Annotated in this window: 15 protein-coding genes and 1 tRNA gene; 4 read left to right on the forward strand and 12 right to left on the reverse strand. The window is 70.9% G+C overall.

From position 1 onward, the window contains the following. Positions 1–10: 10 nt before the first annotated feature. The 8 genes from WC969_11340 to ychF all read right to left on the reverse strand — a co-directional run bounded on the left by WC969_11340 (position 11) and on the right by ychF (position 9,454). Entirely contained in the window at positions 11–2,011 is a 2,001-nt protein-coding gene (locus WC969_11340; GenBank protein ID MFA6030440.1) for an NADH-ubiquinone oxidoreductase-F iron-sulfur binding region domain-containing protein, read from the reverse strand. Continuing rightward, the gene (locus tag WC969_11345; protein ID MFA6030441.1) at positions 2,008–2,475 is read right to left on the reverse strand and encodes an NAD(P)H-dependent oxidoreductase subunit E; all 468 of its coding nucleotides are present in this window, start codon (positions 2,473–2,475) and stop codon (positions 2,008–2,010) included. The genes WC969_11340 and WC969_11345 overlap by 4 nt, the downstream gene beginning before the upstream one ends. Positions 2,476–2,488: 13 nt before the next feature. Then, entirely contained in the window at positions 2,489–3,160 is a 672-nt protein-coding gene (locus WC969_11350; GenBank protein ID MFA6030442.1) for a redox-sensing transcriptional repressor Rex, read from the reverse strand. Between the two features lie 88 nt (positions 3,161–3,248). Continuing rightward, positions 3,249–3,863 (reverse strand): hypothetical protein, encoded by a 615-nt coding sequence (locus WC969_11355; GenBank protein ID MFA6030443.1) that lies wholly within the window; start codon positions 3,861–3,863, stop codon positions 3,249–3,251. 103 nt (positions 3,864–3,966) lie between these two features. Next, a complete protein-coding gene (locus WC969_11360) occupies positions 3,967–5,208 on the reverse strand; it encodes an AmpG family muropeptide MFS transporter (GenBank protein ID MFA6030444.1) in 1,242 nt (413 codons plus the stop codon). Continuing rightward, positions 5,205–7,184, reverse strand: a complete 1,980-nt coding sequence (locus WC969_11365; GenBank protein ID MFA6030445.1) for a glycosyltransferase family 39 protein — start codon at positions 7,182–7,184, stop codon at positions 5,205–5,207. The genes WC969_11360 and WC969_11365 overlap by 4 nt, the downstream gene beginning before the upstream one ends. A 13-nt stretch (positions 7,185–7,197) precedes the next feature. Continuing rightward, positions 7,198–8,361, reverse strand: a complete 1,164-nt coding sequence (rlmD, locus tag WC969_11370; protein MFA6030446.1) for a 23S rRNA (uracil(1939)-C(5))-methyltransferase RlmD — start codon at positions 8,359–8,361, stop codon at positions 7,198–7,200. A 22-nt stretch (positions 8,362–8,383) separates the two neighbouring features. Further along, on the reverse strand, positions 8,384–9,454 hold the full coding sequence (gene ychF / locus WC969_11375) for a redox-regulated ATPase YchF (GenBank protein ID MFA6030447.1): 1,071 nt from the start codon (positions 9,452–9,454) through the stop codon (positions 8,384–8,386). Between the two features lie 112 nt (positions 9,455–9,566). On the opposite strand from ychF, the gene WC969_11380 reads away from it, so the two are divergent. Then, the gene (locus tag WC969_11380; protein ID MFA6030448.1) at positions 9,567–11,813 is read left to right on the forward strand and encodes a fused MFS/spermidine synthase; all 2,247 of its coding nucleotides are present in this window, start codon (positions 9,567–9,569) and stop codon (positions 11,811–11,813) included. A 327-nt stretch (positions 11,814–12,140) separates the two neighbouring features. Here WC969_11380 and WC969_11385 read toward each other — a convergent pair whose 3' ends face one another. The 3 genes from WC969_11385 to WC969_11395 are packed head-to-tail and all read right to left on the reverse strand — an operon-like array spanning position 12,141 to position 15,274. Next, positions 12,141–13,439: a hypothetical protein gene (locus WC969_11385; protein MFA6030449.1), complete on the reverse strand. Its 1,299-nt coding sequence runs from the start codon at positions 13,437–13,439 to the stop codon at positions 12,141–12,143. Between the two features lie 13 nt (positions 13,440–13,452). Then, positions 13,453–13,971, reverse strand: a complete 519-nt coding sequence (locus tag WC969_11390) for a ferritin (protein ID MFA6030450.1) — start codon at positions 13,969–13,971, stop codon at positions 13,453–13,455. Between the two features lie 13 nt (positions 13,972–13,984). Continuing rightward, on the reverse strand, positions 13,985–15,274 hold the full coding sequence (locus WC969_11395; protein ID MFA6030451.1) for a GAF domain-containing sensor histidine kinase: 1,290 nt from the start codon (positions 15,272–15,274) through the stop codon (positions 13,985–13,987). 99 nt (positions 15,275–15,373) lie between these two features. Here WC969_11395 and WC969_11400 point away from each other — a divergent pair. The 3 genes from WC969_11400 to WC969_11410 all read left to right on the forward strand — a co-directional run bounded on the left by WC969_11400 (position 15,374) and on the right by WC969_11410 (position 17,731). Continuing rightward, positions 15,374–15,447: transfer RNA gene (locus tag WC969_11400), tRNA-Glu, on the forward strand. A 23-nt stretch (positions 15,448–15,470) separates the two neighbouring features. Beyond that, positions 15,471–15,908 (forward strand): hypothetical protein, encoded by a 438-nt coding sequence (locus tag WC969_11405; GenBank protein MFA6030452.1) that lies wholly within the window; start codon positions 15,471–15,473, stop codon positions 15,906–15,908. Next, positions 15,905–17,731, forward strand: coding sequence for a S9 family peptidase (locus WC969_11410; GenBank protein ID MFA6030453.1), 1,827 nt, complete (start codon positions 15,905–15,907; stop codon positions 17,729–17,731). Before WC969_11405 ends, WC969_11410 begins: the two co-directional genes overlap by 4 nt. 1 nt (position 17,732) lies before the next feature. On the opposite strand, the gene WC969_11415 is transcribed toward WC969_11410, so the two are convergent. Next, positions 17,733–18,857, reverse strand: coding sequence for a hypothetical protein (locus tag WC969_11415; GenBank protein MFA6030454.1), 1,125 nt, complete (start codon positions 18,855–18,857; stop codon positions 17,733–17,735). Between the last annotated feature and the right edge of the window lie 36 nt (positions 18,858–18,893).

The raw sequence follows: 18,893 nt of genomic DNA on the forward strand, positions 1-18,893 counted from the left end.
GATCCTCTCCCTATGCGACCAGGACCGCGTCCTTCCTGCAGGCGTCCAGACAGCCGCCGCATCCGATGCACTTCTCGGCCACGACGTAGTGCGGGGACTTCAGCGCCCCCTTGATGGCCCCGGCCGGGCACTTCTTGGCGCAGAGGGTGCACCCGATGCACTTCGCCTCGTCGATGCGGAAGGTCAGCAGGTCCTTGCACACCTTCGAAGGGCAGCGCCGCTCGTAGACGTGGGCCTCGTACTCGTCCATGAACCAGCGCAGGGTGCTCAGCACGGGGTTGGGGGCCGTCTGCCCGAGTCCGCAGAGGCTCGTCTCCTTGATGACCTCGGCGAGCCGATGCAGGGCCATGACGCTCTGCATGCGGCTCAGGGCGTCGGTGCCGTGCTCCTGGCGGGGCCCGCGGGTGATCTGCTTGAGGGTCTCGAGCATCTGCTTGGTGCCCTCGCGGCAGCTGATGCACTTGCCGCAGCTCTCGCGCTGGGTGAAGTCCATGAAGAACTTCGCCACGTCCACCATGCAGGTGTCCTCGTCCATGACCACCATGCCGCCGGAGCCCATGATGGCCCCGACCTTCTTGAGCGACTCGTAGTCGATCTCGATGTCGAGATGCTGTTCGGCGATGCAGCCGCCCGAGGGGCCGCCCATCTGCACGGCCTTGAAGCGCTTGCCGCCGATGCAGCCGCCGCCCACGGTATGGATGATCTCGCGCACCTTCGTGCCCATCGCGACCTCGACGAGGCCGGTGTTGACGATCTTCCCCGAGAGCGCGAAGACCTTGGTGCCCTTGCTCGTCGCCGTGCCGACCGAGGAGTACCAGGCCGCGCCGCGGGTCAGGATGGAGGGCAGGTTCGCGAGGGTCTCGACGTTGTTGATGACCGTCGGCTTCCCGAAGAGCCCGCTGACCGCCGGGAAAGGCGGGCGCGGGCGCGGCATGCCGCGGCGCCCCTCGATGCTGTGCATGAGCGCCGTCTCCTCGCCGCAGACGAAGGCGCCGGCGCCCTGCTTGATGACGACCTTGAGGCTGAAGCCGCTGTCGAAGACGTTCTTGCCGAGGAGGCCCCAGCGCCCGGCGTCGGCGATGGCCTTCTTGAGGTGCGCGATGGCCAGCGGGTACTCGGCGCGGATGTAGACGTAGGCGGTCGAGGCGCCGATGGCGTAGGCGCCGATGGCGAGGCCTTCGAGCACCCGGTGCGGGTCGCCCTCGATGACCGCCCGGTCCATGAAGGCGCCCGGGTCGCCCTCGTCGGCGTTGCAGATGAAGTACTTCTGGTCGGCGGGGGTGTTCAGCGCGAACTTCCACTTCTTCCCCGTCGGGAAGCCGCCGCCCCCGCGGCCGCGCACCCCGCTCTTCTCCACCTCGTCGCAGACCTCTTCGCGCGTCATCGAGCCGACGGCCTTGGCGAGCGCCCGGTAGCCGCCGCGCGCGAGATACTCCTCGAGGTTCTTCGGGTCCAGGAGGCCGCAGTTCTCGAGGACCCAGCGCATCTGCGGCTTGAAGAAGGGGTGCTCGTCGAGAAGGCGCCGCACCCCCGGCCAGGCCTCGGCGCCGGCGACGGGGAGCTGCCCGAGGACGTCCTCCGCCTGCGCGACCTTCCCGGCGAGCGCCGCGTCCAGCAGCGCGGGGACCGCCTCCGGCTGGACGTTCTTATAGGAGACGCGCCAGCGGCCGGGAAGCTGGACGTCCACGATGGGCTCGGCGACGCAGTAGCCGATGCAGCCGACCTCGACGACGTCGGCCTCGACCCCCTTCGCCTTCAGATGCCCGCGCACGGCGTCCAGCACCTTGCCGGCGCCCGCGCCGAGACCGCAGGTCCCGGCGCCGACGTAGACGACGGGCCGCGAGAGCCCCTCGCGCCGGTTCGCGGCGACGAAGCGCTCGCGCTTCGCGCGGCACTCGGCGCTCGGATGGCAGAGCGGTCCCTCGGTGATGCAGGCCGCGTACTTGGGGCAGGGCTTCTCGTCGCCGTGCCAGCACTTCTCGCAGCAGAGCTCCCGGAGCGGGGTGTTCATTGGACGGCCCTCTTGCGGTACTCGTCGATGAGCCGGGGGAGGCGGGCCTTCGTCATCGCCGCGTGGAACTCCCCGTTGACGGCGACGACGGGCGCCAGGCCGCAGGCGCCGATGCAGGCGACGACCTCGATGCTGAAGAGTCCGTCGCGGGTCGTCTGCCCGGGCTCGATCTTGAGCTCGCGCTGCAGCGCCTCGAGCAGGGGCAGCGAGCCCTTCACGTGGCAGGCCGTGCCGCGGCAGAGCTGGACGAGGTACTTGCCCGGCTTGTAGAAGCGGAACTGGTTGTAGAAGCTCGCGACGCCGTAGACCTTGGCCGACGAGATGTTGAGGTGCCGCGCGATGCGCTCCATGTTCGCCCGGGAGAGGTAGCCTTCGACCTCCTGCACCTCCTGGAGCAGCGGGATGAGCGCGTCGCGTCCCGCCTTGGGATGCGCCTCGAGAACCTGCTCGACCGTCCGAGCCATAGACCCTCCCGGATTACGACTTCACGCGCAGGCGCGAGAAGAACGAGACCTTCTCGATGGCCAGCGCGATATCGATGTCTTCGACGAAGACCTTCGGCGGCACGCGCAGACGCGCGGGCGCCATGTTCATGAGCCCGCGCACCCCGGCGGCCACGAGGAGGTCCGCCACGGCCTGCGCCTCGGCCGCGGGCACGGCGATGATGCCGACCTGCACCGGCGCGGCCGCGAGCACCGCGGGGAGCTCGGAGACGGCGTGACAGCGCACGCCGTTGATGGTGCGGCCCGTCTTCCCCGGGTCCCGGTCGAACGCCGCGTTCACGGAGATGTGGTCCTTGCCGCCCGAGAAGTAGCCGAGGATGGCGCGCCCGAGATTGCCGATGCCGACGAGCGCCATCGGGATGCCGGCGGGCATGCCGAAGTAGCCGTCGAGCTGGCGCAGGAGCACGTCCACCTCGTAGCCGTGGCGCGGGTGCCCGAGCGTGCCGACTTCCATGAGGTCCCGGCGCACCTGAACGGGGCTGGCGCAGGAGGCGGCGGCGATCTCATGGGAGAAGATGGTCTTCTTTCCGTCGTCGCGCGCGTAGCCCAGGAGGCGCCGGTAGAGGGCCAGACGCTCGACGCTTTTCTCGGGGGCGCTCGCCCCCTCCGCGTCCTGCTCCAGCTGGTTTCCTGCCTCGGTATTCATTTTTTATGTTTAGCTGTTATACTATTAACGCTGTTACTTATTTCACAACTGAAGTAATGATACAGGCAATCCGATGTTTTGTCAAGGCCTATTCCTTCTTTTTATTGAAACCGAGGGATTCGCCGAGGAAGTGGCCGATGATCCCGCCGACGAGGCCGCCGATGATGCTTCCGATGGGTCCGCCCAGGAGGCTTCCCGCGATGCTGCCGATTGCGGTCCCGAGCGCCCCGCCGTAGTCGCCTTTGACCATCAAGTAGGCGGCTCCGAGACCGATGGCTCCCCAGATGATGCCGCCCATCATGCCGTCATCGGCGAAGCCGATGAGGCCGGAGAGGACCCCGCCCCCGACGACCTTGGCGGTGTCGCCTTTGGTCCACCCGCTCCCGCTCTTCTTTCCGGGTGCGGGAACCGCGTCCGTCTTCACCTTCTTCTCGCCTTCCGCGGCGGGCGCGAGCCGCGGACGGCCCGAGGAGTCTCGCCCTTCGACGACGGCTCCGTCGGCCCGCCCGTTGTCGACGGTCTGCCCGGCCAGCGCGGCGGAGTCCTCGATGCGCCCGGAGGAACGGGCGCTCTGTCCCTGACTCTCGACGGCGGCCGCCTGTCCGAACGCGGCGCTGCCTCCGATGGGGAGCTCGGCCCGGGCAGGAGGACTGCCCGCGAGCACGCTCAGGAGGAAGAGGACCGTCGCCGCCTTTGCCGTCATGTTTAAAGGATACCAGACCCCCCCGCCCACGCATAGGTGCGAATGGGGCATGATAAGGTAGGCCCTTGGGCCCAATCGGAGCCTAAAGAGCGTTTAAACGCGTTTATTCGGAGAGGACTTCTTCTTTGGGAAAGGTCCAGCGTTCGAAGCGCAGCAGCATGAGCAGGGCGGGGATGCCGGTGAAGACGCAGAGCAGGAAGAAGTTCTCCCAGCCGAGCCCTTTGACCAGGAAGCCGGAGGGCGCGCTGCCCGCGTAGCGCGAGAGAGCCATGAAGCTCGTGATGAGCGCGAACTGGGTCGCGGTGTAGCGCTTGTCGCAGAGACTCATCAGGAGCGCGGTCAGCGCGGCGTTGGCCATGCCGCCGCAGAGGTTCTCCAGCGTGATGGCCGTCACCATCATCGGGTAGCTGTGTCCGATGTGGGCGAGCCAGGTATAGGCGAGGCCCGTGGCCGCCTGCGCGACCCCGAAGGACACGAGCGCCCGCTTGAGGCCGATGCGCAGCATCAGCACGCCGCCGAGCAGGCCGCCCGCGATGGTGGCGGCCATGCCGATGCCCTTGGTCACGACGCCCACGTCCGTCTTCGTGAAGCCGGCGTCGAGCACGAAGGGCGTCGTCATGTTCCAGATCATGTTGTAGTCGACGCGGTAGAGGACGATGAAGAGCAGGATCTCCCAGGCGCCGGGACGCCGGAAGAACTCGGCGAGCGGGGCGACGATGGCCTCGGAGAGCGCGGCCGGCGGCTTCACGGAGAGCCGGGGCTCCGGCGCGAGAAAGGAGGCGGCGACCCCGAAGAGCATCGCGGCCGCCATGAGGAGGTAGACGACCTTCCAGGGCAGGTGGTCGGCGAGGATGAGCGCGAGCGAGCCCGAGACCACCATGGCGACCCGGTAGCCGGTCGCGTACACCGTCGAACCCAGGCCGTACTCCGAGCGGTGCAGGAGCTCGGTGTTGTAGGCGTCGACCGCGACGTCCTGGCTCGCGCTGAAGAACGCCACGGCCAGCACGAGCGCCGCGACGGCCGAGGGCCGCGCGGCGGGGTCGCTGAAGCCGACCGCCGCGATGGCCGCCATGAGCGCGAGCTGGGCCGTCAGCATCCAGCCGCGCCGGCGCCCGAGGAAGGGCGGCACGAAGCGGTCCATGAGCGGCGCCCAGAGGAACTTGAGGGTGTAGGGCAGTCCGACCAGCGAGAAGAGGCCGATGACCGTGATGTCCACCTTCGCGTCGACCATCCACGCCTGCAGCGTGGAGGCGGTGAGCAGGAGCGGCAGGCCGCTGGAGAAGCCGAAGGAGAAGACGGCGGCGAAGCGGGTGAAGGCCTTCCGGGGGCTAGCGTCGTTCGTCATAGGCGGTAGACGAAGATGGAGCCTCCGACGACGTCGACGAGGCGGGCGTCCTTCAGGAAGCGCGCCCACTCGGCGCGCAGCTCCGGTGAGAGGTAGACGCCCTGCAGGTGCGTCGCGCTGACGGCGAGGTAGCCCGGACGCGGCGCCCGGTCGAAGCCCTTCTGCTCCTCGAAAGGATAACCGCAGGGGAGATTGACGTGCGCGATGCGATGCCAGCGCGGGTCCGCCATGCCGAAATAGCAGAGGCCGATCGGCTCCGTGACGCCGCGCGCCTCGAGCCAGCGGCCGAGCCCGCCGAGGTCCTGGCCCCAGTCGAGGTTCGAGTCCACGAGGACCTTCCAACCGCGGCGCGGGCCTCCGGCCAGCTCGTTGAAGTAGGAGAGGAAGTGCGGAGCGACGACGGCCGGTCGCCACGGAGGCGCGAAGACGACCGACGAGGACAGCGCGACGAGCGCGAGAGCCGCGGCGGCCGTCGGGCGGCGCAGCGCCGGCCGCCAGCGCGACCACGGCTCCGCCAAAGCCCCCGCCGCGACGTGGAGGAACGGATAGACCGGGAGGATGTGGCGGAGTCCGATGTTCAGGTGAGAAGACATCGCCGCCGCCATGTAGACGAGGATCGGCCCCAGCAGGAACGTAAGAGCCGGTCTGCGGGCGAGCAGGAGGAGTCCCGCCGCCGCCGCGAGCATCGCAAGGAGCGGCGTCTTGAAGAGGAAGGCCGCGGGGAAGTAGTACCACCAGCCGCGCTCGGAGCGTCTCCCGAGCAGGAAGGCGCCTCGCGCGCCGGCGCTGCGGTCCGCATACGCCATCCCGTAGAGGTAGGCCTCGGGGAGGAGCCGCCGCGCGCTCGCCCAGCGCGCCGCGCGCGCCTTCAATGACGAGACGGCGAGCACGGCGCGCAGGCCGGTCTCCTCTCGCGCCGCACTTGCGCCGCTCGGGCCCGGCGCAAGTACCGATTCGAGCGGGAGCGGTTCGCTCCCGGGGCCCTTCATCGCCGAGAAGCGGAAGCCGTAGGCGGCCCAGAGCGCGGCGTACGCGCAGAGGGCCCCGGCGAGGAGGAGTCCCAGCAGGACCAGCGCCTTGCGGCCGCGGCCCGCGAACGCCCGCGCGCCCGCCCCGACGGGCCAGGGCTCGGCCGAAAGGACGCGGCCGGCGCCGGCGGCGGCGCACAGCAGCGGCAGGAGCACGGCGGTGTGCTTCGTCGCGAAGGAGAGGGCGAAGCAGGCGAGGAAGCCGGCAACGGAGGGGAGGTCGAGGCGCCGGGCGCTCCGCCAGAAGAAGTAGAGCGCGCCGAAGAGGAACGCGGCGGCCCCGGCGTCCGTGGTCGCCAGCGCGCCGTGCGCGAGGAGGTTCGGGTCGAAGGCGGCGAGCGCGAGGGCGAACACCCCCCCTGCCCCGCCGTGGAGCTCGCGCGCCCAAAGAAAGACGAAGAGGACGAGCAGGAGCCAGAACGCCGAGCACGCGAGCCGGGCGCGCAGGAGCATCCGGTCCGGGTCGTTGAGGAAGTCCCCCTTCTCCAGCCGCCGGGTCGTCGGGATGTCCGCGACGCGCTCCACGCCGAGGCGGCGAAGGGCCTCGGGGCGGAGCCCATAGAGGAAGTGATGGCCGAAGAGACACTGAGCCTGGACGTCCGTCTTCGCCGCGAGCCAGGCCCGCTTGAGCGCCGCGACGCTCCCCGGCGCCTCCGTGCGCTCGCCCGGACCGAACGCGGGACTTTCGGGGAGGAGCCCCATGGAGAGCAGCGGCAGCGCCGCCAGGAGCTTCGTGAGCGGAGGATGCTCCGGGTTCAGCCGGCGGTCGCCCCAGCGCAGGTAGCTGTAGCCCGCGGGAAGGTAGCCGGTCTCGTCGTAGACCGCCGAGGAGGAGCGCATCCCGGAGACGAGCAGACCGTAGCCCGCGGCGCAGAGGAGGCCGGCGAGGAGGAGCGTCCAGGAGGTCGTCTTCGGTCGGTCCGCGGCGGGAGGGGCGTCCGTCGTCATGCCCCGGGACCGTTCAGAACGTGCGTCGCAGGAGCGCCACGCTCTCGACGTGGTCGGTGTGCGGGAAGAGGTCCACGGCCTCGACGCGGAGGATGTCGTAGATCTCCTGGAGGCGGCCGATGTCCTCGCACTGCGACTTCGGGTTGCAGGAGACGTAGAGCACGTGCTTGGGCGCGAGCTCCTTGAGCGCCTTCACCGCGGCGGGGTGCAGGCCGGCGCGCGAGGGGTCGGTGACGACGGTGTCCACGTCGATGCCCTGCGCGGCGAGGCCGGGGAGGAACTCCTCGACCTTCGCGGCGAGGAACTGCGCGTTGCGCACGCCGTTGAGCTCGGCGTTGTGGCGCGCGTCCGTGACGGCGGACTCGACGACCTCGACGCCCATGACCTGCTCGCAGGAGGAGGCGGCCGAGAGCGCGATGCCGCCGCAGCCCGAGTAGAGGTCGAGGAGGTTCTTCGCCCCGAGGTCCTGGAGCCACTCGACGAGCAGGCCGTAGAGCAGCTCCGCGCCGCGGGTGTTCGTCTGCATGAAGGAGTAGGGCGAGACGCGGAAGCGCTTGCCGAGCAGCGAGTCGTGGATGAAGCCGGGCCCGTAGAGGAGCTCGACGTTCTGCGACTGCGCGGTATCGGACTTCCCGCCGTTGATCCCGCGCAGGATCGTCGTCGCGGGATAGCAGGCGCGCACGGCCTCGACGAAGGACTGCGCCGGGAAGGCCCCGGGGGAGGTGACGAGCATGACGAGCCGCTCGCCGGTGTTCTTGCCCTCGCGCACGACGAGGTGGCGCAGGAAGCCGGTGTGCTTGTGCAGGTTGAAGGGGTCGAGGTTCTCGCGCCGCGCCCAGCCGTGGACGCCGGCGAGGAGCTCGTTGGACTCCGGGGAGAGCAGGAAGCACTCCTGCAGCGTCATCACCTTGTCCCACCGGTTCTTGCGCTTGAGCCCGAGCAGGACGCGGTCCTCGCCGGGCGGCGGCGGCGGGAAGACGTCCTGGAAGGAGTACTCCATCTTGTTGCGGTAGAAGAAGGTCTCGGGGGAGGGGTGCACCGGGATGGCCTGCGTCCAGCCGCGCGGCTCGAAGAGGCGCTGGAGTTCGGCGCCCTTCTTCGCGCGCTGGTCGTCGTAGGCGAGGTCCTGGATGCGGCAGCCGCCGCAGTCGCCGAAATGGCGGCAGCGCGGCTTCACCAGCTCCACGGCCGGCGGAGCGCTAGGAGCTGAACTTGAAGAAACAGACGTCGCCGTCTTGGACGACATACTCCTTCCCCTCCGAGCGGATCAGTCCCCGCGCGCGCAGTTCGGCCTCCGAGGCGTACTTGTCGATGTCCCCGTAGGAATAGACCTCGGCGCGGATGAAGCCCTTCTCGAAATCGGTGTGGATGACCCCGGCCGCCTGGGGAGCGCGGGAGCCGGAGACGACGGTCCAGGCGCGCACCTCGTCCTCGCCGCCGGTGAAGAAGCTCTGCAGGCCGAGCAGCTTGTAGGCCGAGAGGATGACGCGCTCGAGGCCCGTCTGCGCGAGCCCGAGGTCCGCGAGGAACGGTCCGCGGTCCTCCTCGGAGAGCTGGGCGATCTCGGCCTCGAGCTTGCCGCAGAGGGTCAGGCAGGGCACCCCGCGCGCCTTCGCGGCCGCCTCGAAGCGGGCGATGTCCTCGGCCCTCGGCTTCTCGTCGGTGTTGCCCACGAAGATCAGCGGCTTGGCGGTGAGCAGGAAGAGCTCGCGCAGGTCGGCCTCGGGGAGGCCGAGCGCGGAGGCGGGCTTGCCCGCCTCGAGCCCCTTCTTCACCTTCTCCAGGGCGACCAGCGCGAGCGCCGCCTTCTTGTCGCCGGTGCGGGCCTTTCCCTGGACCTTGTCGAACTGACGCTCGAGGCTGGCGAGGTCGGCGAGGATGAGCTCGGTCTCGATGACCTCGATGTCGCGCACCGGGTCGACGCCGCCCATCGTGTGCACGACGTCGGGGTCCTGGAAGAGCCGCACGAGGTGGGCGATGGCGTCCACCTCGCGGATGTGGGAGAGGAACTGGTTCCCGAGCCCCTCGCCCTGAGAGGCCCCCTTCACGAGCCCGGCGATGTCCACGAAGCGGACGTAGGCGGGCGTCGTCTTCTTGGGCTTGAAGATCTCGGTGAGCCGCGCGAGGCGCGCGTCGGGGACCTGGACGACCCCGACGTTGGGGTCGATGGTGGTGAAGGGATAGTTGGAACTGGCGGCGTGGCCGGAGGTGAGGGCGTTGAAAAGGGTGGACTTCCCGACGTTCGGCAAACCGACGATGCCAATCTGCATTTGCCCCTGCCGCCGAGGCCCCGTTTCGGCGAATCCGGGGCCCGCGAACAGGGGCCATCATATCATATCGCCCGGCCCTCCTCCGGGGGCGTATGATAGAATGCGCGCTCCCGTGAACGACCGACGCCCTTCCGTCGAACGCACCGCGCTCCTCCTGATGCTCTTCTCGGGAGCGGCCGCCCTCGTCTTCGAGACCGTCTGGCTGCGGGGACTGGAGCGGACCTTCGGCGTCACCGTCCACGCGGTCAGCGCGCTCGTCGCCCTCTACATGGCGGGGCTGGTGCTGGGCTCGTTGGCCGGCGCCCGCTGGGCGCGGGGCCGGCACGACTGGCTGCGCCTCTACGCGCTCCTCGAGCTCGCCGCCTGCGCCGCGGCGCTCGCCGGGAGCTTCGCGATGCGCCGCATGCCCGCCGTCGTCGCCGCGTTCGGCGGAGCGGAGACGCCGGACCTCCTGCTCGAGACCCTGCTGCGTCTCTCGCTCGCCGGACCGCCGCTGCTCCTGCCGACCTTCTTCCTCGGCGCGACCCTCCCGGTGCTCTGCCAGGCCGCGCCCGGCCGCGTCGGCCGGCTCTACGCGGCGAACACGCTCGGCGCGGCCCTCGGCGCCCTGGGGACGGCCTTCTGGATGCTCGGAGAATGGGGTGAGACCGCGACGCTCGCCTTCGGCGCGGCCCTGCAGGTCGCGGCGGCGGCGCTCGCCCTCGCCGCCTCGCGGCGGCCGGCGGAGAACGCGGCTCCGGCGCCGACGGCTCCCGTCCCCCCGAGCCCGATCTACCCCCTCTTCGCGCTCTCCGGCTTCGCGGCCCTCGGCTACGAGGTCCTCTGGTCCCGCCAGCTCATCCCCCTGCTCGGCAACTCGGTCTACGCGTTCAGCCTCCTGCTCGTCGCCTATCTCGTCGGCATCGCGGCGGGCTCGGCGCTCGAGGAGCGTCTGAAGGAGGAGGACCCCTGGCGCTCCTTCGCCCGGCTCGAGCTCCTGCTCGCCGCCGCCGCCTTCCTGAGTCTCTGGAGCACGGACGTCCTCTCGCTCCTGCTCGACTCCCCGGACTACCTCTATTCGCCGCTGACCCGCCTGGGGGATTTCCCGGCGCTCGCCGGACGGGCGCTGCTCGCGGTGTTCCCGGCGGCCTTCGTCATGGGGCTCCTCTTCCCCGCCGCCGCGCGGGTCGTGAGTCCGGCCGGCGCGGGCGGACCGGTCGGCGTGCTCTACGCCGCGAACACCGCCGGAGGGATCCTGGGCTCGCTGGTCGCCGGCTTCGCCCTCATCCGCCTCTTCGGCTGCCACGGCGCCTTCTGGGGACTCTCGGCCCTCTCCGCTTTCGTCGGCCTGCTCGCGCTCGCGCGCGCCCGGGGACCGCGCCTGCGCCGCGCGGAGCTCCTCCTCCTGCTCGCCGTCGCCGCCGCCGGCGCCGGCGCCTGGCGCGACCGCGGCCCGCAGGCCCTGCTCCAGCGCCTGCGTCATGCCGTCGGCCCCTCGTCCCTCCTCTTCCACGACGAGTCCCCCGCCGGGACCGCGACCGGCGTCGACGCCCGCGGCGAGCGCTACCTGCTCATCAACGGGATCCTGACCTCGGGGGTGGGGCTCAACGGGGCGCTCATGGCCGTGCTGCCGGACGTGATGCTCGAGCGCCCGCGCGCGGTCCTCGTCATCTGCCTGGGGACCGGGACGACGCTGCGCGCCGCCCTGCGCCTGGGCGCCGAGACGGTGCACGCCGTCGAGCTCGTGGACGCCGTGGCCCGCAACGTCGTCCGCTTCCAGCCCGACCTCCCCTCCCTGCTCGCCGGACCGGGCCGGAAGGTCTTCGTCGAGGACGGGCGGAGCTTCCTCCTGCGCGCCGGACGCCGCTACGACGTCATCATCGTGGACGCCTCGCCGCCCCTCTACAGCGCGGGCGCCGTCAACCTCTACAGCCGCGACTTCATGGAGATGGCCCGCGGGCGCCTCTCCGAGGAGGGCGTCTTCACGCTCTGGCTCCCCCTCTTCTCCTTCGAGGAGGACTACTGGCGCATCCTGAGCGCCGCGGCCGCCTCCTTCCCGCACATCGCGGTCTGGAACCATCCGAACATCCGCGGCGTGCTGGTCTTCGGCTCGCGGCGCCCCTTCGAGTGGCCGAAAGGCGCGATCGACCGCCGCCTGAAGGCGCGCGTGGAGGGCCGGGTGTTCGGGGGGCTGTCGGAGGCGGACGTGCGCTCGGGCTTCCGGGTGAGCGAGGCCGAGCTCCGGGACTACCTGAAGCGCTGGCCGCCGGTCACCGACGAACGGCCGTCCGTCGAGTTCCCCCTGCGCCGCTTCCTGCGTAGGGAGCCCTTCCAAAAGAGCACCGACTTCCTTTTGAAGGCGTCCGAAAAGGCGCGCTAAGCTCGGCCCCGAATCGAGCGGTGCCTACAAGATGCGGCGGCATGGCCCGCCGCACCTTAGTGGAGGGTGACAGCCGTCCTGGGACGCGTAGGCGGCCCGACGGCGCCAGAGGGTAGGGGAGGGGCCGGCGGCCCCTCCCACTACGGTGCCGTGGCCGGTCGGGTGGGGTCCGGGAACCCCCCATGGGGAGCACCCGAGCGAGCAACCTTCCTCTCTCGCGAGGGCTTCAGCCCCGCACTCGTGAGTGCGGGGTGCGACAGACGGGTGTGCCGGGTGTCACACCTTCGGCAGGCCTTAGCGCCGAAGGTGCGGCGCGAGAGGAGAACATCACGCGCGCCGGGCACCGAGAGGACGGGGCCGAGCCTTCTTCCCCTTAGCCTTCTTCTGCGCGGGGATCCGGACGATCGCGCGGCGGAACTCCTCGGCGCAGCCGAAGACCTGCGCGGCGAGGGCCCCCACCTCGGTGAGTCCTTCCCCGGTCCCCGGGACCAGCCCGCCGAGGTCCGCGCCGGCGCCGATGCGCTCGGCCAGCAGCGGCAGCGGCTCGTTGTTGTGGTAGCCGTAGTCGGAGCCGTGGAGCATGCCGTGGTCGGCGGTGATCATCAGCAGGTCCCCGGGCTTCAGCGCCCGCTCGAAGAGCGGCAGGATGCGGTCGAACTCCGCCAGGCAGCGCAGGGAGCCCTCGACGTCGCGGGTGTGCCCGTAGAGGCTGTCGGTGTCGACGAGGTTGGCGAAGACGAAGGTCCCCTCGGGGCGGTAGGCGGCGCGCGCGCAGGCGAGCGCGTTGAGGATCCCCTGCACGGTGAAGGGGTTGGTGTCCTTGCGCTTGGGGTGCGTGAAGCGCAGCCCGAGCGCGGGGTCCACGAAGGCCGGGTCGGTGATCTTGATCTTCTCGTGGTACGCGGTGTTCACGAGGTCGCTGGTCTTGCCGACCGCGGCGGTCCACACCCGGCGCTCGCGCAGGATGTCGATGAGCGTCCGGCCCTCCAGCGGCAGCACCGTGTCGTGGCGGTTCGCCGTGCGCACGACCTCCCCGTCCGCTCCCCGCACGTAGGCGCGCGCGATGGCGCGCGTCACGGGGATCCCCATCTCGCCGGCGAGCGCGAAGGCCGCGTCGGCGATGCGGTGCTGCTCGGGCACGGAGATGACCGACTCGTTCATCGCGATCTGGATGAGCGGGTCGCACTTGCTCGCGTAGACGATGGGCCGGCCGCTGCGCTCGTGCTCCTCCGCGTTGAGCTCGATGGCCTCCAGCCCTCCGGCCATGCGGTTGAAGATCGTCCGGCGCCCGATGCGCTCCTCGAGGGCCGCGATGTAGTCCGCCCGGAAGCCTTCGGGGAAGAGGCTGTAGGTCCGCGCGTCGATGACGCCGCACATCTCGCGGTGCCCGATGACGCTGTCGGCGGAGGCCGAGGCCTGCTCCAGGCGCGCGGCGTACGCGTTCCCCTGCGCCGGCCCCACGCGCCCCCGATGCCGGGGGTCGAGCAGGGGCCCGAGGCCGAGGCGCGCGAGGTTGGGCAGCGCCACCGGGCCGGGGAAGCGGTCGAAGAGACCCTCGAGCGTCGAGACGCCGACGGCGTCGACGACGAGAAGGAGGACGGTCGGCTTCTCCGGAGAGGACCTCATCGCCGGTCTCCGCTCAGAGCTTGCCGACCAGCGGCGGAGGGACGGCGAAGGCGCGGGTCCCTGCGTCCTTGTCGAAGAGGAAGAGCGCGCTGCCCTCGCCGATGCGCCGGAGCTGGGCGAGCATGTTCTGCGCCGTGGCCTCCTCCTCGACCTGCTCCTTCACGAACCACTCGAGGAACTGCCTCGTCGCGTGGTCGTTCTCCTTGATCGCGACGTCGACGAGGCCGTGGATGGCGGCGGAGACCTCGCGCTCGTGGGCGAGGGTCTTCTCGAAGACCTCGACCGGCGACTTGAAGTCGGCGGGCGGCGCCGCCACGACTCCGAGGACGAGCTTCCCTCCCTGGTCGACGACGTAGTTGAAGAAGATGAGGGAGTGGCAGCTCTCCTCCTGCGCCTGCACGCGCATCCACTTCGAGAGTCCGGGGAGGTCCTGGCGGCCCAACCAGGCGCACATGGACATGTAGAGGTAGGCGGAATAGGACTCCCGCGTGATGTGCTTGTTGAGCGCGTCGAGCATCTTCTCGTTGATCATGGATCCTCCCTGTTCAGTCCTTCTTCTCCAGCGTCGCGAACGGCAGGCGTGCGGAGAACTCGGCCCACGCCCCCGGCTCCGAGGCGGCGGTCAGCGCCCCGCCGTGCTTCTGGCAGATCCACCAGCAGAGGTAGAGGCCGAGGCCGCTGCCTTTGCGGTCCTCGACGCCCTTCTGCATGAGCCGCGAGAAGCGCTTGAAGAGCTTCCCCGCCTGCTCCTCCGTGAAGCCCACGCCGGCGTTGCGCACGGCGATCGTGGCGCGGCCGCCCTCGACGGAGACCCGGACGAGGACCTCGATGCCGTCGAAGCCGTATTTGACGGCGTTGTCGACGAGGTTCGCGAAAAGGATGCGCAGCAGCTCGGGGTCGCCGCGCAGGACGGTCTGCGCGGCGGGCCCCTCGACGCGGACGCTGGAGCCGCGCTGAGCGGCCCAGACGGCGGAGTTCTCGACGGCGAACCCGAGGAGCTCCGAGAGCCGCTGCCCTTCTTTGGGCTCATAGCGCAGCTCGCCGTTCTCGAGCCGGGTGAGGTCGAGGTAGTCGCGCACCATGTTCGACATGTAGCCGGCGATGCGCACGACGCTTCCCAGCGTCTCTCCGGCCTTGGGGTCGACCGGGCCGAGGTAGCCGCCGAGATAGGTCTCCGCGCGCGCGACGATGGCCGCCAGCGGGCTCTTCATCTCATGGGCGATGAAGCCGAGCATGGAGAAGTACGCCTCTTTGGACTCGGAGAGGCGCTTGAGCAGCCAGGCCTTCTCGACGGCCTGGGAGAGACGGTTGCGGACCGCCAGGAGGAGGCGCGCGTGAGCGTCATCGAAGGCGCCGGGGCGGCGCGAGGAGAGGAAGAGGAAGCCCACCGACCGTTCCCCGACCAGGAGCGGCAGCGTGAGGTTGCTGCGTACCCCTTCCTTGAGGAGGAGCCGGGTGGAAATGGAGTCGGGGCGGCGGCGGAGGTAGTCCTCGAGGTCGGCGATGACGCGGGCCCGACCGGTCTCGAGGATGGGGGCCAGGCTCGAGCCCGCGAGGCCCGCCGAGTAGCCGAGGCGCAGCGCCACGAGAGGGTAGTCGGCGTGCTCCCAGCGCGAGACGACCCGCGCCCCGTCCTCGTCGAGGAAGGCGAGGCCGATGCGGTCGCGGGGCAGGAGGGCGGCCGTCTCCTTCCAGACGAAGGTCATCGTCTCCTCGAGCGAGCGGCCGGCCCCGACCTCCTCGAGGATGCGGGAAAGGGCGACGCGCGTCCCCGCGGGGAGGTCCCCCTCCTCGGCAGACAGGTCGATGTAGCGCACGCCGGGCACGGACTCCATCCCAGGCACTCTCAGATGATACCAATTGCCCGGGGGAGCGAATAAGTGTTAAAATGGCTTTCCGCTTCGACGGAGGGTCGTACGAGTCCGGGGAGGCGTGGCGCGTTCGTCTAGCGGCCTAGGACGCTGCCCTCTCAAGGCAGAGATCACGGGTTCAAATCCCGTACGCGCCACCCCTCCCCGGAACATTTTCATGGTGAAGACAGCCCCCCTCGCCGTCGGCCTCCTGCTCCTCCTCGGCTGCGCGCAGGCCTTCGCGCCCGCCCGGCTCCGCTGGCCGAAGCCCTCCGAAGAAGCGCGCTTCCTCCTCTCCGGCGACATGCTGCAGATCACCGGCGTCGCCCGCGCCGACCTCGAGCTCAAGACCGAGACCCAGCGGCGCTCCGACGCGCGCGACCGCGCTCTCATCGACGCCTGGTCGCGCCTGCGCGCCTACGTCGAGGCCCTGCCGGTCGGAGATTCGACCGTCGGGGAGCTCTCCGAGAAAGACCCCGCGCTCAAGGACCGCCTCGAGCGGCTCGTCTACTCCGCCCGCCCCGTTCACACCCGCTTCGACGAAGGCGGGCTCGCCGCCGCGTCCGTCGAACTCGAGCGGGCCGCGATCAACAAGGCCCTCGGCACGGACTTTCGTTGAGCGCGCCGGTCCCCCTCGAACTCCTCTTCGGCAACCCCGAGAAGAGCTCCCCGCGCGTCTCGCCCGACGGGCGCCGTCTCGCCTTCCTCGCTCCGGAGGAGGGCGTCCTCAACCTCTGGGTCGCCGACGGCCTCGACCCCTCCCGCGCCCGGCCCGTCACGCGCGACCGGCGACGCGGCGTGCGCAGCTGGTTCTGGGCCTGCGACTCCCGGACCCTCCTCTACCTCCAGGACAAGGACGGCGACGAGGACTGGCATCTCTGGCGCGCCGACGCCGACACGGGCGCCGCCGCCGACCTCACCCCCTTCCCGAAGGTCCAGGCCCAGCCGCTCGCCACCGACCCCCGCCGCCCCCACGAGGTCCTCGTCGCGCTCAACCGGCGCGACCCGCGCCTGCACGACGTCCACCGATTGGATCTGCGCGCGGGGACCTGCGTCCTCGAGGAGGAGAACCCGGGCGACGCCGTCGGCTGGCTCGCCGACCCGGAGCTCCGCGTGCGCGCCCACAGGGCCGCCACGCCCGACGGCGGCGGAGCGCTGCGCGTGCGCGAGCCGGGCGGCCCCTGGCGGGAGCTCCTGCGCTGGGGCCCCGACGAGGCCGTCGGCGCGGTCGGCTTCACCCCGGACGGGCGCGGGCTCTACCTGGAGTCCTCGCTCGGCTCCGACGCGACGCGGCTCGTGGAGCAGCCGCTCGACGGGTCGAGCCCGCGCGTCCTCGCCGCCGACTCCGCCGCCGACTGCGGGCCCGTCCTGCTCCATCCGACCGACTACCGCCTCCAGGCCGTCGGCTTCGAGACCGACCGCCTGCGCTGGACCGTCCTCGACGAGGACCTCCGCGCGGACTTCTCCGCGCTCGAGGCGCTCGGAGAGGGCGACGCGCGCGTCTACAGCCGCGACGACGCCGACCGGATCTGGACCGTGCTTTTCACGCGCGACCGGCGGCCGCCGGCCTACTGGCTCTACGAGCGAGGGCCCCGCAAGGCGCGCTTCCTCTTCAGCACCCAACCCGCGCTCGACGCGCGGCCGCTGGCCGCGATGCGCCCGGTCACGGTCCCTGCGCGCGACGGACTGCGCCTGCCCTGCTACCTGACGCTCCCCGAGGGCGTCGAACCGAAGGACCTTCCCCTCGTCCTGCGCGTCCACGGCGGGCCCTGGGCGCGGGACTCCTGGTGCTTCCACAACGAGGTGCAGTGGCTCGCGGACCGCGGCTACGCGGTGCTCCAGGCCAACTATCGCGGCTCCAGCGGCTTCGGCAAGCGCTTCCTGCACGCCGGCGACCGGGAATGGGGCGGGAAGATGCAGGACGACCTGACCGACGCCGCGCGCTGGGCCGTGCGGGAAGGCATCGCCGACCCGCGCCGTCTCGCGATCTTCGGCGGCTCCTTCGGCGGCTACGCCGCGCTCTGCGGCGCCGCCTTCACGCCGGACCTCTACGCCTGCGCGGTGGACCTCGTCGGACCCTCGAACATCCTCACCCTCATCCGCTCCATCCCCCCCTACTGGGAACCCCTTCTGCGCTCCTTCGCCGTGCGCGTCGGGGACCCCGACGCCGAGCCGGAGTTCCTGCTCGAGCGCTCGCCGCTCACGCGCGCGCGCGACATCCGCATCCCCCTGCTCATCGCGCAGGGCGCCAACGACCCGAGGGTCAAGCGCGCGGAGAGCGAGCAGATCGTCGCCGCCCTCCGGGAGAGCGGCCGCCCGGTGGAGTATCTGCTCTTCGAGGACGAGGGGCACGGACTGACGCGGCCGGAGAACCGCCTGAAGTTCTACGCCGCCGCCGAGCGCTTCCTCGCGAAGCACCTGGGCGGACGCGCGTCGTCCTGATCTATTTCTTGGTGAGCAGGTAGCCGGCGGCCGCTCCGACGAGCAGGCCGGCGAGGAGCCCGAACGGTCCGCCGAGGAAGAAGCCCGCCAGCCCGCCGAGAACGGCCCCCGCGGCGGCGGGGACGATCCTCTCCATGATGACCTTCCCCGGGCTCGATCGGACGACGCTGTCGCGGCTCGCGAACGGAGTCGGAGGGGCGTTGACCACGAAGCCGCCGCCCTGCGAGGCGCCCGGTTCCGGCGCGGCGAGCAGACCGGCGTTGGGGAGCGGCCTCGCGAGCCCCATCGAGGCGTCGGTCGGGGCCGCGACGCTCCCTCCCATCGGAGCGGCGCCGCCGAAGGCCTTCCCGGCCTGGCGCGACGCGGTCTCGGCCTCGCTCGCGGCGGAAGCCGCCCGGGCCTCGGCCTCGGCCCGGCGGAGCTCCTCGAGCGCGGCCGCGTCGACGGCCGGCGGCTCGGGCTCCGTCCCGGCCCGGACCTCCGGCTTAGCGGCCGGCTTGGGCGGGGGCTTGGCCGCGACCACCGGCGGCTTCTCCGCGACGACGGGCGGCTTGACGGTCTCCGGCGGCTTGGGCGGCGGCGGCACGTAGGCGAGCGCCTCGCGCGCCGGCGCGGTGAGAAGGTACTTCCCGATCGTCTGGGCGGCGGCCTTGCGCTTCGCCCGCACCCTCTTCTCCACCGTGCCGCGGAAGAGGCCCAGGACCGCGTTCCCGTCGGCGATGTCCTTGAGCGCCGCTTCCTGGACCGCCTTGGGCTGGGCCATCAGCCAGTGGTTGGTGACGTTGAACTCGTACTCCGTGATCATCTTCTCCACGCTGGGAGCGTCGGGCAGGATGTCGTGGGTCGTGAGGTGGCGATGGTACTGCTCGGCGAAACCGACGAGCTTCTTGCGCCAGCGCAGCTCGAAATCGCGCTGGGCGGCCTCGTCGCCCCGGGACGCGGCGCCTCCCTCCTTCACGAACGCCTGGAGCTGGCGCCCGTCGCTGAGGATGGCGTCGAGCATCCAGGATTCGTCCTCGCCGGCGAAGCGGCGTCGCAGGGCCGACTCGAGTTCGTCGGCCGCGAGCAGGGGCGCGGGCAGGACGAGCGGGACGAGGGCGAGGAGCGTCAGGAAGAGCCGCGGCACGGCGATAGTATGGACGAGGCGCATCTTCCGGAAAAG

This window comes from Elusimicrobiota bacterium (genome assembly GCA_041660925.1).
Lineage (GTDB): Bacteria > Elusimicrobiota > Elusimicrobia > UBA1565 > UBA1565 > JBAZUV01.